This window comes from Bradyrhizobium sp. RDI18 (genome assembly GCF_043203335.1).
In the GTDB taxonomy this organism is placed as follows: Bacteria; Pseudomonadota; Alphaproteobacteria; order Rhizobiales; family Xanthobacteraceae; genus Bradyrhizobium; species Bradyrhizobium retamae.
This window is the reverse complement of the sequence record NZ_JBICRN010000008.1, coordinates 48994-63965: the sequence shown is the minus strand read 5'-3', so window position 1 is coordinate 63965 and position 14972 is coordinate 48994. Positions and strand designations below refer to the sequence as shown.

The window sequence follows — 14972 nt, the reverse complement described above, 5'->3', positions numbered from 1 at the left end:
AGTGGCAGCGCTCGATAGGGCGCGCGAGTTGGCTGCGGCCGGGCACGGCCAGATGCTTGCGGCGAACCGAGCGTCGGCAAGTCCCGGCTCTTCTACGAACTCACGCGCACCCGGCGGATGAGCCCATGGCTGGTGCTGGAGACCGCTTCGGTCTCTTCTGGCAGGGCCAGCCCATGGGCACCGGTCATCGACATGCTCAAACTCTACTTTGACATTGGGCCCGGCGATGATCGATGTCGCAGCGTCGAGGAGGTGCTCGGAAAGATCAAGCTGCTCGACGATGCGCTGCGGCCTTTCCTTTCCGCGATACTGGCCTTGCTCGACCTGCCAGTCGAGGATGCCGAATGGCAGGCACTCGGGGCGCCGCAATGGCGACGACGGATATTCGATGGTGTCAAAGCGTTGCTCGTGCGCGAAAGCCAGCGGCAGCCACTTGCGCTGGTGCTGGACGACCTGCACTGGATCGACGGAGAGACCCAAGCGCTGCTGGATGGCCTTGTCGAAAGCATGCACGCCTGTCGCATGCTGCTGCTGGTCAACTGCCGGCCCCAATACCGACATGACTGGGGCAACCGAGCCCACCACACGCAATTGCGCATTGCTCCGCTCGAGGCGGCAGGAACCGGCGAGCTTCTCTCCAGCTTGCTCGGCAACGCACCTGATCTCGCCGAGCTCAAGCTCCGGCTGTACCAGGCGAGCGAGGGCAATCCCTTGTTTCTGGAAGAGAACGTACGCATTCTGGTGGACACTAACGTGCTGTCGGGCGGACGCGGCGCCTACCATTTGACGCAGCGGGCGCAGGTGATCGGGATTCGGGCGAGCGTCACCGCAATCATCGCCGCACGTATCGACCGGGTCAGTGCGGCCGAGAAGTCGGTACTTCAGCTCGCCGCAGTGAGTGGCGAAGACGTTCCCCTCGCGCTACTCGAGGGCGTGTCCGAGCTCTCCGTCGATGCGCTCCATAGTGCGCTGGCCAGCCTGCGCGCTCGTGAGCTCTTGTATGAGGCGCGGCTGTTTCCGAACATAGCCTATGCCTTCAGGCACGGGCTCACTCGGCGCGTCGTGTATGACGGAATGCTCCACGAGAACCGCCGTGCATTGCACGCTCGCGTCGCAAAAACTCCTGGAGGCTTCGCACGTAGATCATCTCGACTCGGTCGTCGATACGCTCGCTTACCATTTCGAGCAGGGTGCCGTGTGGCAAAAGGCTGCTGAGTATTTCCTGCGGGCCGCGGAGAAACCGAAACAGAGATACGTGTATCCAACCGCTTTGGAGCTCGCAGGGAAGGCGCAGGAAACCGCCGGGCGCGATCCGGCACTCGAAAGGGTCCGGCTGCTGGCCCTGGAATTGTTGGGCGATCTGCACAGCCTGGTTGGCGATCTGGAGGCGGCCAATCAACATTACGATGCCGCCAGCGCGATGGCCATTGACGCGGCGGCAAGCCATCGCATCGAGAATGAGCGGCACCGACCCGGCCGCGCGCTGCGCGACCGCGCACGCATCGCCTACTACCTGCACGGCAGCGGCGATGAGACACTGTTGTTTGTCAATCCGGTCGTGTACGGCCTCGAGGTATTCCAGCCGCTGGTCGAGCGGCTGTGTCAGGAATTCCGCATTGTCACCATCGACCCGCGAGGAACGGGCGCATCGGATCCGTTGCGGCGTGCCTATGGTCTTAGTCAGCACACCGAGGACGTTGCTCGCCGTCATGGTCCACGCCGGAATCGCGACGGTCACCGGCATCGGCATTTCCCGTGGCAGCAACCTCCTGGTACGCCTCGCGGACAGGCACCCCGAACTGGTGCAGCGGCTGATCCTGATCGGTGCCCCGACCGACGTCGGGACGAGCGGCAGCCCTGTACAGCGACTCGAGTATTTGAACACTATCTCGACATTTCTCGCCAACAAGGACTTCGATGGCCTGATGCGCTATCACGTTGCCAGGATTTTCTCCGAGCCCGACGTTGCAGATCTGGCGGCGAGCCGCTTGAAGCGATGGCTTGGCATGCCGCGGGAGACCATGCTCAGCTTCTACGATCGCGACCCCGACATGGACATCAGGTCGTTGCTGGCCAGCGTCCGGGTGCCGACCCTGGTTATTCACGGTACCGAGGACCGGCAGGTGCCATTCGCCGCCGCCGAATACCTGTCCGCCCATATCCCTGGTGCACAGCTCTATCCCTTCGAGGGCTACGGCCACGTGCCCCTATTCACCGCGACCCAGGAGTTCTGCGACGTGCTGCGCCGCTTCGTCTGGAGTAGCGTGGCGGCGGCTCCTCGATGACCGAGCGGGCCCCATGATCCGTCCGACGCAGGTCAGCTGATCACCGATAGTCGGACTTCCGGGTCGTGCCGATACTATTGAAAAAGTCGAAACTCCAGTGGTCCCAAAAGATCTCGCGAATGTCGGTTCTTGGTTGTCCTGCCGCGGGAAAAATCCCTCGTTGCAGATACGACCGCATGCATGATGGCGATGTCAATTGAGCCACCATTCCAATCATGTGGCTTTTGCCGATGGGCGGGCAGTCCATTCTTTATGATATGTTTTGCAGCCGGCTGCATGCGACCAACGGCCCTCCGATTTCCGCTAATGGGGTAGGCCTTTAAAGGTCATGCAGTTTGCAGCAGATCCAGTCGAAGGTAAGATCATAGCCGCCCTTTACAATCCGAAGCTGGACTGTTGCCTTCATTGGATTTGTTGGCACCTTCCTTGAGTTCTCGCGCGGCCTGACGATAAAACTCTTCGTCTCTACCTTTCGGCTCGCCTGCTTGCTGCCACAGCTCGTAAGCTCGCCGTGTAATCCTCATTTGTTGGCCATTATCCATGATATCTCTCCTTCCGAAGCGCTCGCGGAGCAACGAAACATGGAAATCTCTCTTAGGCGCTCTGCCATAGAGCTTGTCGCTTAGGCGTTGACGCGTCCGTACGCGAGAATATGTTGATCTCGCAAAAGGATCATCAATGAATCGCGAACCCGTGTCAGGAAAAACCTGTCGGATGCGCAACATGCAAATACACCAGTTGTGCTTATTCAGGCGCTCTTACCGAGCCGCTAGTTGGCATTCGCGCATAAGCCGACAATCTTTGTGGGCCATTTTGTTTATTTTGATGTTCCCCGCCTACTGCCTAGCCGGTGAAGGGAAACCCATCAGCATCACCGTGGCGGCCGACCACACGAAGGCCAACGGAGAACCCTGGGACGGCATTCCAGGCATTGGCGGGGGGCGCGGTCCGACGGCCATGCCCATCCCCAACAAAAATGCGCCGGATCTGGCGGTCTGCGTCGTTCGTTTGGAAACGCCTCCGGAATGTAGCATGCGGTATGTGAACTTGAAGCAATATTCGCTTTGCCAGAACAGCTATGATTGCATTTTTAAGCGGGTGAGCATCCCCGATGGTTCTTTCGGGCTCATCATTCTGGATTTGGACTTACGGCGGCATGATCTAGTTGGTTTCCTTTTAATGACGGCTGGGAAGGCTCTTACTCCTGACCAGCGAGCCGCCTTGGAAAGTGAGATTCGGAGAAGAGCCGACCAGTTAGCGCCCCCTTTTTCCCAAGGAGAGAAGCAGCGCAGGTTGAGGGAGATGCTTGTTGTTCCGATGGACCGCTGCGCCGAAGCTAAGGGATGCAGGCTCGTCCAATCCGAAATCCGCGTGAACTCGGCCGAGTGATCCTTGCCGGGGCAGCTCCGTCCCGTCGGCGCAATGGGCCGGCCGTCGCCAATGCCCTAGGTCTGGGCGCTATGGAACTGGTTTAAGCCGCTCGGTGATGATGATGGCTTCCTCCGGACAATTCGCGCGAGCGATGTAGGCCTTGTCGATCAGGTCAGGGGCGGCGAAGGTGCTCGCGCTTTCCCGCGCGTGTCCGAACTCATCGAGCTGAAACAACTCTGGCGCATGCGCGCTACAACGGGCATGCCCCTGACATTTGTCCGGATCGACCCTGACCGTGATCTCAGTCGTCATCGCGTGGTCTCCTGCGTTTCAGCACGGATAGGGGCTGACATGGCGGGCGGCGAAACGCCACTCGACCTGCTTCTTGATATTGCAGAGCCCGATCCGGGCTTCCTCGTCCATGCGCAGGAGCTGGTCCTCGGTCGGCTCGGATGGCCGATCGGGATTGGTGAGCTCCCGCGTATAGCGAGTGTGGCCTTTCTCATCCGCAAACGTGTAGCGGATGACGATCGGACCGATGAAATCGGTATCGGCCTTGCACGTCCATGCGCTCGGACGGTTGCTCTCGGTCACCGTCCAATGCAGCTCGATCGTGCCACGCCGGATCTGCCACTCCTCGCGAAAGGTCTCGCCGAGCCTCAAAGGCTGATTTGGCCCCTCGATCTTGTGCGAGGCGGCCAGCCATTCGGGCCAGGAATGCGTGACTTGGCGTCGAGTAGGCTTAGATGCCGGAGCAGCCCGCATCACCACCTGCTGGTCAAGAAAGAGCGAAACGAAGCAGCAGTCATTGTCCACGCCCTTTCTTGGCAGGTTGCGGCGGGTTGGGCGGCGCTGCCGCATTCGATCCTTGAAGGCTATCCACGCGAGCGGAAAGCCCTCCCACCTGTTCCGAAAGCAACTTACGCCCGCCCTGCTCCGCTGATATCTGCCGCTGGAGACCGCTGATCTGTTCCGCGACACGCTGCTGTTCTGCCCGCAGCTCCTGGATCGTTTGCTGGAGATTAGCCACAGCTTCTCTAGCCGTCGTGTCGGCGATCTCCGCAGCCGCAGACAGTTCAGCCTTGGGCCGAACAACAGCTACTGGCGAGGACTCGTCTCCAATACGATTGCTGGCCCAAAGCACTGCACCGATCGCAACCGCGAGAAGAAGAAGGAGAAACCACGGCAGTATGCGGCGGGAGCGTCCTGGCTTGCTGTAGACGCGATTACTTGGGGTGAAGTCGCTCATCCAGCTAGTAAACCGACAACGATCGATTAGTTCCCATCACTACGAACCGGTGATAAGCGCGGCCTCGCTTTCCCCTGACCCTCGCCTCCGATTGGCTGTTCCCGAGGCGGAGAAATGTCAGAGCGTTCTTCAGGTTGGGGCCGCGAACTCAACGAGCCGATCGCGTTGCCGCACCTACGCAGGCTCGCCAGCTTCCGCGATCCGCAACCTATAGGCTGGATTTGTCCGCCAAAGAACGCCAATTGCCGCAATGGCAAGTCGCGGCCGAAGCTCTGCCGCTGGTGGTCGAGTTCGGCGGCCACGGCGGCGGCGAAGGGTGGCGTGCATCCGCTTTGTCGGCCCGAGCATCGTCAGACCGCCTGGCGTAACGCGTCCTTCTTGTGCTCCTTCAACAGATCCATGTCTTGGTCCTCGAGCCAGGTCTCGTGCGGTTCGATGCCCAGTGCGCGAACGAACCGCAAACAGCCATTCTCTTTGCGCGAAGGAGCGCCATCTACCGGGCAGACGCGCTTAAGAAGCCGGTGTCTATTCAGGCCGGTGGTGCCGGAACATTGCCGTACCGCATCACATTGCCAGCCCCCGCACCCCGGTTCGCTCGAGCGACCGGGGTGTTGCTGTTTCTGCTGCGGCTCTACGCTGTCGGCGTGCCCATATTGAGCAGATTGGAAACGGCGGTGACAAGCTGAGCGGGCGCGAACGGTTTTTGCAGAAGGATGCTGTTGGGGACTCCTTGCGACGTCCATTCGTCTGCCGCCGCTCCCGTCATGTAGACGACCGGAAAAGCAGGGACTTTTTCCCTGATCTGCCTCGCGACCTCCCAACCGCTCAAGCTACCCTTCAAGCTAACGTCGGTGACGAGCACCTTGTAGTTCTTGCGTCCGCTCTTGAACAAGGTCAGGGCTTCTTCCGCAGAGGAGAGAATATCGGTTTCAAAACCGCCTTCGGTGAGCGCATCTTCAACGATGCCCTGCATCGGATATTCGTCCTCAATGACGAGAATTAGAGGCGGCTCGGACACGATTTCCTCGCGCTTGAGCGCATGAACATATGTAAGGCTCGATGTGCACTTGGTTCAAAATGAATGTTAGCCGAGTGTGACCCTCGCCGAGGGTCGACCAGGCGATGAATGGTGCTATACTGGCTTGAAATCGCCTGTTCGCGTTGCCGCACACCGCATACCGTCGACGTTGCATCGCTCCCACACGTGCCAATTACCTGCGTGCACCACCTCGTCAGCCGACTTCGCTTGCGAGAAATGTCGCAAGGCCGGCAAGCGTCCGCCGGCGGAGCTGCGGCAACTGGCGAAGCGGCGGCGTCAGGAGCCGGAAGCAACGCCATGAGCGAACTCACCCGCCGCCCGCGCGCCTAGTACCGCCGACTGCTGGCTGATCTTGTTTGGCGACGTCCAGGTTGGCACCATCAGCCGGCGTTCCGGCGGCGGCGGAACAATGGGGTCGGCGCTGCGGCTTCGTACCGCCAGCGCATCCGCGTTCACGCGGGTACCGCTGAAGACTTTCTGACACTCGACGACAGTCTGAGACGCCTGGCGCAATGTGCTGCCCGCTTGCACTGACGATGACTTTGCTCAGTACCGCTATGCGCGCCTGGACGGCATCGAAGCAGGCAATGTGGGAAAGGGGTCGCAAGCTTCCGACCAAATCCAGGAAGGCCGCGCACGATGCTTCTGCTGTGCAGAAAATTTACATCGCGAATATGGATATGCACGTCACCCACATGACGGAAACTGCCGATGTGTTAAGGTCTAGGTTGCTTCATCAACAAGCCGGTTGACCGCGTTTGTAGCTATTTCGCTGCGTATTCGGCCTCAGCCACGATCCCGACGCTGGGTTCTGCGGCCAAGCGGCTGGAGCCTTCGCTCCAGCAGATCGCCACTCAGGCCCGCCGCCGAGATTTCGCACGACAGCTCGTTCCCGTGACAAGTTGCCCGCCAGGGCGCGTTGACTTGTTATAACATTTGGCAGAATGTCTTAACTTAACCGGCCCAAGCCGGGCCCAAAAAAGAGCCAGGGAAACACCATCGGAGGACAGGAAGATGCGGTCATTCAGGCCCACGCGACGTACGTTCCTCAAGACCGGTACGGCAGCCGCCGCCCTGATCGGGCTGGGCCCTGCCCTATTGCGAGGCGCCGCGGCGCAAGAGGCGGATCTGGCGCCCTATAGGTCGGCCAAGATCGACTGGCAGCAGGCTTCCGGCGAAACCATCACCGTCGCCGTGATCCCCGCAAGCTATTTCGAAAATCTCATTACGCTGGCGCCGCAGTTCAAGACGTTGACCGGCATCGATGTGCGCTTCGAAAAGATTCCGCCGGCGCAGATCCGTCAGAAATGCGTCATCGACCTCACCTCGAAGACCGGCACCTATGCCACGCATGCCGCCGATCCCATGTATTACTCGCTCTATGCTGCGAACAAATGGGTCGAGCCGCTCGATAACTATCTGAAGGACAAATCGCTGACCGATGATGCTTGGTTCAAGTTCGACGACATCATCCCCGCTTGGCGCAGCGCCGACAGCATCAACGGCAAGCTCTATGGCGTGCCCTACGACGGCGAAGTCACTATCCAGGTCTATCGCAAGGACCTTTACGACGCGAAGGGGCTGAAGCCGGCCGACACGCTCGAGGCCTATGTGTCAAATGCCGCCGCCCTCAACAACCCCAACGACCGCATCTGGGGATGCGCCCTGCGCGGCGTCGCCGGCGCCGGGCAAAACATGTACATCTATCCCTCGATCTTCCGCGAGTTCGGCGGCAGCTGGATGAAGGATGGCAAGCTCACCGTCAACGGCCCCGAGGCTGAAGCGGCGCTGGCCTGGTACGTCGACGTGATGCGCAAATATGCGCCGGCGGCGGCAGCGAACTGGAACTGGCCTGATATTGCGGACGCCTTCTCGCAAGGGACGGTCGCGAATTACATCGACGCACATTCCTCGGCCTCGGTCATCAACAATCCGGAAAAATCCAAAGTGATCGGTAAGGTCGCCTATGCGCGCTGGCCCAGGGGCCCGTCCGGCAAACGCGTCACCTCGATCTGGAACTGGAGTTTCCCGATCAACGCCGCGCTGTCCGACAAGAAGAAGAAGGCCACTTGGCTGTTCATCCAGTGGGCGGCGAGCGCCGAGACGCAGGCCCGCACCGCGCATCGCTTTGCGGGTCCGACCAAACGTTCCGGCGTCAACCGCACCTCGATCTGGAAGGATCCTGAGTACGTGAAGCTGATGAACGGTTTTGGCGATAACTTCGTCGAAGCCACCATGCAGGCGCTGGAGCACGATACCGACGTCGATTGGCGGCCGCGCGTGCCGCAATGGCCGGCGATCGGCGACACTATGGCAACCGCTATCCAGTCCGCCCTCTCCGGCCAGGCGACCGTGAAGGCGGCACTCGACGACGCGCAGCGCCGCATCGAGCCGATGATGCGCGGCTGATCGATGGCGTCGGCGGCAACCGCAACGAAGGGCAACGCGACCGCAATCGCGACAAGCGATTTCGGCCGCGTTCTGGCGCAGCGTGAGCGCCGGTTTGCCGCTGCGCTGCTGGCGCCGGCATTTCTCGCGCTGCTGGCGACGACCACCTTCCCGCTGCTGTTCCTGGTCGGGACAAGCGCCTTCCGCATGGATCTGGCGATGCCGTTCACCAACGGCTACGTCGGCCTGGAGAATTACAAGGTATTGCTCACCGACGAGCGGTTCTGGTCGTCGCTGTTGATCAGCCTCGTCTACACCGGGTCGACCGTCATCCTGCAGGTCGTCATCGGCCTCGCGTTGGCGCTGCTAGTGATGGACATGAAGCGCGGCCAGGGCTGGTTTCGCGTCATCGCGATCCTGCCTGTGGTGCTGTCGCCGGCGGTGGTCGGCATGATCTGGCGCACCTTCATGCTGGCGCCGGAATTCGGCATCGTCGATTACTTGGCGATCAATGCCGGCCTCGGCAGCAAGAAATGGCTCGGCGATCCCTTCCTCGCCATGATCTCGGTGATCGTGATCCACACCTGGCAGTGGACGCCGTTTGCGTTCATGGTGTTGCTGGCTTCCCTCGCAGCCCTGCCAGAGGATATCTACGAGGCGGCGCGGCTCGACCGAGCTACCGCCTGGCAGCGCTTCCGGCGCATTACGCTGCCCCTGCTTCGTCCCGCCATCGTCATGGTTATCATCATGCGCACGATGGTGGCACTGACGGCGTTCGCCGCGATCTTCACAGTGACCGGTGGCGGACCCGGCACGGCGACGGAAATTCTCAATCTCTACGCCTATCGCAAATCTTTCACGGAGCTGTCGATCGGCTACGGCTCGGCACTGGCGGTGGCGCTGTTGATCGTCACCATCCTCATTTCGGCAGTTCTGTTCGCGATGCGGAGGGCGAAATGAGCGCCAACCGCATCCGCTTCCTTGCGCTGCTGGCGATCTCGCTGGTGTTCCTGCTCGCCTGGGCGTTCCCGGTGGTCTGGAGCGTGCTGAATTCGCTGAAAACCGATCGCGATGCGCTAGCTTATCCGCCCAAGCTGATCTTTTCGCCAACGCTGGAAGCCTACCGCGACGTGCTGTTCGGTTCCGGATCGATCCTGCCGAACCTGATCTCCAGCATGGTGATTTCGGTCGGAACCACGATTGTCACCATGCTGATGGCGGTGCCCGCGGCATATGCTCTGGCGCGCCTGCGCTTCCGCGGGAAGAAGTTCGCCGGCTTCTATGTGCTGGCGACGCAGATGCTGCCGCCGGTCGGCATCATCATTCCTTACTTCCTGGTGCTGCGGAACATCGGCTGGATCGACACCTACCAGGGAATCATCCTGATCTATCTGTCGTTCTCGCTGCCCTTCGCGATCTGGCTGCTGGTCTCTTACTTTGAGGACATTCCGTTCGAGATGGAGGAAGCCGCCTATCTCGACGGCGCGAGCCGGCTGCGCACGCTGTGGCGTATCATCATCCCACAGGTGAGAGGCGGCATCGCCGTGACCGTGGTATTCGTGTTTCTCAATGCGTGGAACGAGTTTCTGTTCGCCGTCGTCCTGAGCGGCAACACCGTGCGGCCGGTGACGGTCGCGATGTTCAACTTCGTCTCCGTGGAGCAGACGCTGTGGGCGAAGCTTGCTGCCGTCTCTGTATTGGCAATGCTCCCCGTCGTCGTGCTCGGCGTGGTGGCACAGAAACATATCGTCAAAGGACTGACGGTCGGCGCCGTCAAGGGCGGAGGACGCCGATGAGCGGCCGCGGAGCAGTGCGTTTCCAGGACATCGTCAAGATGCACGGCGAGTTCGCCGCGCTGAAGGACGTCAATTTCGAAATCAAGCCCGGTGAGTTCTTCGCCTTGCTTGGCCCTTCCGGCTCCGGCAAGAGCACCACTTTGCGGATTCTCGCCGGACTGGACGCGCCGACGGCCGGCCGGGTTCTCATCGACGGCAAGGACGTGACCTCGGTAGATGCGCGAGACCGCGACATCGCCATGGTGTTCCAGAGCTACGCGCTCTATCCGCATATGACGGTCGCCGAAAACATCGCCTTCCCGCTCGAGATGAGCGACCTGCCGAAGAAGGAAATCAAGCCCGCGGTGCGGGAAGCCGCGCGCAAAGTAAAGATTGACCATTTGCTCGACCGCAAGCCCGGTCAATTGTCGGGTGGCCAGCAGCAGCGCTGCGCTCTGGCGCGCGCCATCGTACGCAAGGCGCGGCTGTTCCTGCTCGACGAGCCGCTCTCCAATCTCGACGCAAAGCTGCGGCTGGAGACGCGCGCCGAACTGAAGAAGCTGCAGCGTTCGCTGGGCGTCACCGCGGTTTACGTCACCCACGATCAGGAAGAAGCGATGACGCTGGCCGACCGCATGGCGGTGTTCATGGCCGGCGAAATCCAGCAGGTCGGCACACCGGCGGAAGTTTTCGCGCGGCCGAACTCGATCGACATCGCCGGCTTCATCGGCAATCCGCCGATGAATCTGATAGCGGCCCGTTATGTGAACGGCAGCGTCATATTTGCCGGCCATGCGTTGAAGACGAATATGCAGAACCAAGGCGAGCGCGACGTTATTGCCGGTATCCGGCCCGGCGCACTGCGCATGGCGCCGGACGGACTAAAGGCAAAAATCGATCTCGTCGAGGATCTCGGCGACACCGCCGTGCTCGATCTCGACTGCGCAGGCACCGCAATGCGCGTGCGCATCAGCCATGAGGATGTGCCGCGCGAAGGCGACATGATTTCGGTCACCGCCCGCCCGCAGGACATTCACTTATTCGACCCCGAGACACGAAAGCGGCTTTGAGACCATGACCGGCCGTACCCGCAAGAAGCCTGTGCCGCTCTCCGCCGCCGCGCCGGGTGCCGCGGCGGGATCGGTGCCCCTGCACATCCAGATCCGCGAGTCGATCCGCCGCCAGGTTCGGGAAGGCGAATTGATCGACAAGACCGGACGCCTGATGACGGAAGCCGAGCTTGGCCGGCATTTCGGCGTCAGCCGCGTCACCATCCGCAACGCCATCTCGCCGCTGGTCCATGAGGGCATGTTCGCGCGCACGCGCGGCCGCGGCACGTTCCTGCGCTCCAATCAGCCTGAAAACTGGGTCGGCCGGCTGATGGGTTTCTCGGAAACCATCCGCGACGCCGGCTACCAGGCCGGCGCAAAGGTACTGCAGCAGGGCATGACCAACCGGCACGATGCCGATGTGCGCGAACAGCTGCGCGAACGCGCGGTGTGGCAACTCAAGCGGCTTCGTTTCGCCGACGACACGCCAATCGCAATCGAACACGCCTTCTATCCGCCCGACATCGGCCTGGAACTCGAAACGCGCGACCTCACCTCCATCATCATGTACAGCGTGTTCGAAGAAGAACTCGGCCATCCCATCAAGGAAGCAAAACAGACCATCAGCGCGTCGCTTGCCGACTCAACCAGCGCCAAACTGCTCGGCGTCAAAGCCGGTAGTCCCCTACTCGCGATCGAACGCCTGACACTTGGTACCGAGGGGCGCCCGCTTGAATTGCTGCGCTCGGTGTATCTGCCGGACTATTTCCGCCTCAGCATCAGCCTGACGCGGCGGCACCCGTGACTATCCCTATCCAGAAGGACCGAAAACCATGGCAAATGGCGGCAAGGCTTCCGACAGCCCCAACATCCTCCTCATCCTCAACGACGACATGGGGTTCTCCGATATCGGCTGTTACGGCGGCGAGATCGAAACGCCGAACCTGGATCGTCTCGCGGCCAACGGGCTGCGCTACTCGCAATTCTACAACACCGCCCGCTGCAGCCCGTCCCGTGCGTCGCTGTTGACCGGGCTGCATCCGCATCAAACCGGCATCGGCATTCTCACCTACAGCAACGGACCGGAGGGCTATGCCGGCAATCTGAACCGGAGCTGCGTGACGATTGCCGAGGTACTGAAGCAGAAGAAGTACAAGACCTATCTCAGCGGCAAGTGGCACATCGCCAGCAATTTGACCGAGCCGACTGATGCGTGGCCGCTGCAACGCGGATTCGACCATTTCTACGGCACCATCATCGGCGCCGGCAGTTTCTACAATCCCAACACCCTGACGCGCGGCAACGATAATATCGAGCACGAAGCCGAGAACGATCCGTCGTTCTTCTATACCGACGCGATCAGCGACCAGGCCGCTTCCTATATCCGCCAGCACAAGGTGGAAAATCCGGATAAGCCGTTCTTCCAGTACGTCGCCTACACGGCGCCACACTGGCCGCTGCACGCCCATGACGAGGATATCGCCAAGTACAAGGGACGCTTCGACGCCGGCTGGGATCGCCTGCGCGAACAGCGGCTGCAGCGGCTGGTCGATGACGGTATCATCCACCCGAACTGGCAGCTCACCGATCGCGACCCGACCCAGCCGCCGTGGACCGAAGCGCAGCACCGCGAATGGATGCTGCGCTGCATGGAGGTCTATGCGGCGCAGATCGACCGCATGGACCAGGGCATCGGCCGCATCCTCGCGGCCCTAGAAGAGACCGGACAGATCGACAACACGCTGATCATCTTTCTTTCCGACAACGGCGCCTGCGCCGAGGATATCCCGCAAGGCGTGACCGCGCGCGAGCTGGTCGATCAGCTGATGATCGCCAAGGCTAGAACGCGCCGGGGCGAGCCCGTGCAGTTCGGCAACGATCCTAAGCTGATGCCGGGCGGCGAACACACCTATCAGAGCTATGGCACGGCGTGGGCCAACCTGTCGAATACGCCGTTCCGGCTTTACAAGCACTGGATCCATGAAGGCGGCATCGCGACGCCGTTCATCGTGCATTGGCCGAACGGGATCAAGGAACGCGGCGGCCTTCGACACAATCCGAGCCAGCTCCCGGACGTGATGGCGACCATCCTCGACGTGACCGGCGCCACCTATCCGAGGGAATACAACGGTAATGTCATCCTGCCTTGCGAGGGCGAGAGCTTGGTGCCGTCGTTCTCCGCGGCCTATGGCGGCCGCGGGCCGCTGTTCTGGGAACATGAGGGCAATGCCGCCGTTCGCGTGGGAAAATGGAAGCTGGTGCGGAAATATCCGGATGCATGGGAACTCTATGACATGGAGTTCGACCGCACCGAGATGCATGATCTTGCCGCGCAACACCCGGAGCGCGTCCGCGACATGGCCGAGCAGTACCAGCGCTGGGCCGATCGCTGCGGGGTGATCCCGCGCGAGAAAATCCTAGCGCTAATGGAAGCACAGGGCGAGACCGCGTTCTGGGAAGAGGAAAAGCAGAACTGACGCAACACATCGATGACAGCCCATGACTGACGGAAGTCCCCGTTGCTGCGTGCAGCGTCAAGCCGGCGAGCCGACGGCGACGGCTACCGCGTCGGCAATGGCGATCACCCCCAGTCCAACGCCGATCGTGCGCCGCTGGAGCCCGCCCATCGGCGGCTCGTTTCTGATGGGCTCGGACGACCAGCGTTTTCCCGATGACGGCGAAGGGCCGGTGCGCAAGGTCTCCGTCGCTGCATTCGCGATCGCCTGCTATGCCGTCAGCAATCTGCAGTTCGCCGAGTTCATTCGAAGGACCGGCTACACGACGGACGCCGAACGTCATGGCTGGAGTTTTGTATTCGAAGGGCTGTTGCCGGAGGAGACGAAACGGGCGCCGACAAATCGCGCGGCCGAAACGCCGTGGTGGGTGGCGGTGCCGCATGCCTATTGGGCCCAACCCGAGGGACCGCGCTCAACAATCTTCGAGCGATCAGATCATCCCGTCGTGCACATCTCCTGGAATGACGCCAAGGCCTATTGCCAGTGGTCGCGAACGCGGCTGCCGACGGAAGCCGAGTGGGAAATGGCCGCACGCGGCGGGCTGGAACAGGCCGCCTACCCGTGGGGCGATGAGCTGACGCCCGCGGGCGAGCACCGTTGCAATATCTGGCAGGGACACTTCCCTGACCTCAACACAAGGGAAGACGGCTATCTCGGCACCGCTCCGGTTCATGCCTTCGCAGCAAACGGCTATGGCCTGTTCAACGTTGCAGGCAACGTCTGGGAATGGTGCGACGACACTTTCTCGCCGCGCTACCATCAGGTCACGGTTACTGAAAATCCCTTCCATGGGGCGCCGGCCCCCAACCGGTCGCTGCGCGGCGGCTCATTCCTCTGCCACGACTCCTACTGCAATCGCTACCGCGTGGCCGCGCGTAGCTCGAACACGCCAGACAGCTCTGCGAGCAACATAGGATTTCGGGTCGCGCGCTGCAGTTCAACGTGAATGATTTCGAAAACTGGAAGGTACCAGCATCCTTCGAGAGAGTTCAGCGAACCGTTGGCCCGAAATACTAACGAAGTCGACCGGCGTCATCAGCCTCAAGATGGAACGGCCGCCACCGTCGATAGCCAGCAAGGCACAACGTGAGGGCATCTCGCTAGGCCAACCAATCGAGGCCGTCCGCATTGAACTGATCGCAGCGGGCTCAATTTCTGAAAATCCGAACTTTCAATTGACGGGTCAGGCAAATCAGTATTCTATGGGGCACCTGGGATGTTTCCAGGAGAACGTAATGTCCGAACAGTGTTCCGAGCTCGTCGAGATTTCGAAGCTCAATGGCGATTTCAGGAAAACTAC

At 61.1% G+C, this 14972-nt stretch carries 16 protein-coding genes and 1 pseudogene; 11 read left to right on the top strand and 6 right to left on the bottom strand.

Annotated features, from left to right (window positions below; translation table 11 throughout):
* Positions 1–72: 72 nt before the first annotated feature.
* A pseudogene (locus tag ACFXS9_RS08910) lies at positions 73–1215 on the top strand (ATP-binding protein); the annotation flags it as partial.
* Between the two features lie 482 nt (positions 1216–1697).
* Positions 1698–2285 (top strand): alpha/beta fold hydrolase, encoded by a 588-nt coding sequence (locus ACFXS9_RS08905; protein ID WP_392687640.1) that lies wholly within the window; start codon positions 1698–1700, stop codon positions 2283–2285.
* A 362-nt stretch (positions 2286–2647) separates the two neighbouring features.
* On the opposite strand, the gene ACFXS9_RS08900 is transcribed toward ACFXS9_RS08905, so the two are convergent.
* Positions 2648–2827, bottom strand: a complete 180-nt coding sequence (locus ACFXS9_RS08900) for a DUF2934 domain-containing protein (protein ID WP_392687637.1) — start codon at positions 2825–2827, stop codon at positions 2648–2650.
* Positions 2828–2963: 136 nt separating this feature from the next.
* Here ACFXS9_RS08900 and ACFXS9_RS08895 point away from each other — a divergent pair, with 136 nt between their 5' ends.
* Positions 2964–3674, top strand: a complete 711-nt coding sequence (locus ACFXS9_RS08895; RefSeq protein ID WP_392687634.1) for a hypothetical protein — start codon at positions 2964–2966, stop codon at positions 3672–3674.
* Positions 3675–3743: 69 nt separating this feature from the next.
* Here the strand turns inward: ACFXS9_RS08895 and ACFXS9_RS08890 are convergent, their stop codons facing one another.
* Genes ACFXS9_RS08890 through ACFXS9_RS08880 form a run of 3 tightly spaced genes read right to left on the bottom strand, consistent with a single transcriptional unit; the run spans position 3744 to position 4905 of the window.
* Positions 3744–3968 (bottom strand): ferredoxin, encoded by a 225-nt coding sequence (locus ACFXS9_RS08890; protein ID WP_392687631.1) that lies wholly within the window; start codon positions 3966–3968, stop codon positions 3744–3746.
* A gap of 18 nt (positions 3969–3986) precedes the next feature.
* Complete coding sequence (locus ACFXS9_RS08885; protein WP_392687628.1) at positions 3987–4472, bottom strand: SRPBCC family protein; 486 nt, start codon at positions 4470–4472, stop codon at positions 3987–3989.
* Positions 4462–4905, bottom strand: a complete 444-nt coding sequence (locus tag ACFXS9_RS08880; protein ID WP_392687625.1) for a hypothetical protein — start codon at positions 4903–4905, stop codon at positions 4462–4464. The genes ACFXS9_RS08885 and ACFXS9_RS08880 overlap by 11 nt, the downstream gene beginning before the upstream one ends.
* 221 nt (positions 4906–5126) lie before the next feature.
* Between ACFXS9_RS08880 and ACFXS9_RS08875 the strand changes: the two genes are divergently transcribed.
* On the top strand, positions 5127–5273 hold the full coding sequence (locus tag ACFXS9_RS08875) for a hypothetical protein (protein ID WP_392700323.1): 147 nt from the start codon (positions 5127–5129) through the stop codon (positions 5271–5273).
* A 263-nt stretch (positions 5274–5536) separates the two neighbouring features.
* On the opposite strand, the gene ACFXS9_RS08870 is transcribed toward ACFXS9_RS08875, so the two are convergent.
* Together ACFXS9_RS08870 and ACFXS9_RS08865 are read right to left on the bottom strand one after the other, a co-directional pair.
* Entirely contained in the window at positions 5537–5923 is a 387-nt protein-coding gene (locus tag ACFXS9_RS08870) for a response regulator (RefSeq protein ID WP_392687622.1), read from the bottom strand.
* Positions 5924–6220: 297 nt separating this feature from the next.
* Positions 6221–6400, bottom strand: coding sequence for a hypothetical protein (locus tag ACFXS9_RS08865; protein WP_392687619.1), 180 nt, complete (start codon positions 6398–6400; stop codon positions 6221–6223).
* Between the two features lie 558 nt (positions 6401–6958).
* On the opposite strand from ACFXS9_RS08865, the gene ACFXS9_RS08860 reads away from it, so the two are divergent.
* The 7 genes from ACFXS9_RS08860 to ACFXS9_RS08830 are packed head-to-tail and all read left to right on the top strand — an operon-like array spanning position 6959 to position 14618.
* Positions 6959–8353: an ABC transporter substrate-binding protein gene (locus ACFXS9_RS08860; protein WP_392687617.1), complete on the top strand. Its 1395-nt coding sequence runs from the start codon at positions 6959–6961 to the stop codon at positions 8351–8353.
* A gap of 3 nt (positions 8354–8356) precedes the next feature.
* Positions 8357–9292, top strand: coding sequence for a carbohydrate ABC transporter permease (locus tag ACFXS9_RS08855; RefSeq protein ID WP_392687614.1), 936 nt, complete (start codon positions 8357–8359; stop codon positions 9290–9292).
* Positions 9289–10128: a carbohydrate ABC transporter permease gene (locus ACFXS9_RS08850; protein WP_392687611.1), complete on the top strand. Its 840-nt coding sequence runs from the start codon at positions 9289–9291 to the stop codon at positions 10126–10128. The genes ACFXS9_RS08855 and ACFXS9_RS08850 overlap by 4 nt, the downstream gene beginning before the upstream one ends.
* Entirely contained in the window at positions 10125–11177 is a 1053-nt protein-coding gene (locus ACFXS9_RS08845) for an ABC transporter ATP-binding protein (RefSeq protein ID WP_392687607.1), read from the top strand. Before ACFXS9_RS08850 ends, ACFXS9_RS08845 begins: the two co-directional genes overlap by 4 nt.
* Before the next feature lie 4 nt (positions 11178–11181).
* Positions 11182–11961: a GntR family transcriptional regulator gene (locus tag ACFXS9_RS08840; protein WP_392687604.1), complete on the top strand. Its 780-nt coding sequence runs from the start codon at positions 11182–11184 to the stop codon at positions 11959–11961.
* Between the two features lie 28 nt (positions 11962–11989).
* Positions 11990–13633 (top strand): arylsulfatase, encoded by a 1644-nt coding sequence (locus tag ACFXS9_RS08835; RefSeq protein ID WP_392687601.1) that lies wholly within the window; start codon positions 11990–11992, stop codon positions 13631–13633.
* Between the two features lie 22 nt (positions 13634–13655).
* Positions 13656–14618 carry a formylglycine-generating enzyme family protein gene (locus ACFXS9_RS08830; RefSeq protein ID WP_392687598.1) on the top strand — a complete coding sequence of 321 codons (963 nt, stop codon included), beginning with the start codon at positions 13656–13658 and terminating at the stop codon, positions 14616–14618.
* Positions 14619–14972: the final 354 nt, after the last annotated feature.

Coding starts and splice junctions, on each gene's coding strand:
- ACFXS9_RS08850 (WP_392687611.1), top strand. CDS start 9,289: ATGAGCGCCAACCGCATCCGCTTCCTTGCGCTGCTGGCGATCTCGCTG.
- ACFXS9_RS08860 (WP_392687617.1), top strand. CDS start 6,959: ATGCGGTCATTCAGGCCCACGCGACGTACGTTCCTCAAGACCGGTACG.
- ACFXS9_RS08900 (WP_392687637.1), bottom strand. CDS start 2,827: ATGGATAATGGCCAACAAATGAGGATTACACGGCGAGCTTACGAGCTG.
- ACFXS9_RS08845 (WP_392687607.1), top strand. CDS start 10,125: ATGAGCGGCCGCGGAGCAGTGCGTTTCCAGGACATCGTCAAGATGCAC.
- ACFXS9_RS08880 (WP_392687625.1), bottom strand. CDS start 4,905: ATGAGCGACTTCACCCCAAGTAATCGCGTCTACAGCAAGCCAGGACGC.
- ACFXS9_RS08840 (WP_392687604.1), top strand. CDS start 11,182: ATGACCGGCCGTACCCGCAAGAAGCCTGTGCCGCTCTCCGCCGCCGCG.
- ACFXS9_RS08855 (WP_392687614.1), top strand. CDS start 8,357: ATGGCGTCGGCGGCAACCGCAACGAAGGGCAACGCGACCGCAATCGCG.
- ACFXS9_RS08830 (WP_392687598.1), top strand. CDS start 13,656: ATGACTGACGGAAGTCCCCGTTGCTGCGTGCAGCGTCAAGCCGGCGAG.
- ACFXS9_RS08835 (WP_392687601.1), top strand. CDS start 11,990: ATGGCAAATGGCGGCAAGGCTTCCGACAGCCCCAACATCCTCCTCATC.
- ACFXS9_RS08895 (WP_392687634.1), top strand. CDS start 2,964: ATGAATCGCGAACCCGTGTCAGGAAAAACCTGTCGGATGCGCAACATG.
- ACFXS9_RS08890 (WP_392687631.1), bottom strand. CDS start 3,968: ATGACGACTGAGATCACGGTCAGGGTCGATCCGGACAAATGTCAGGGG.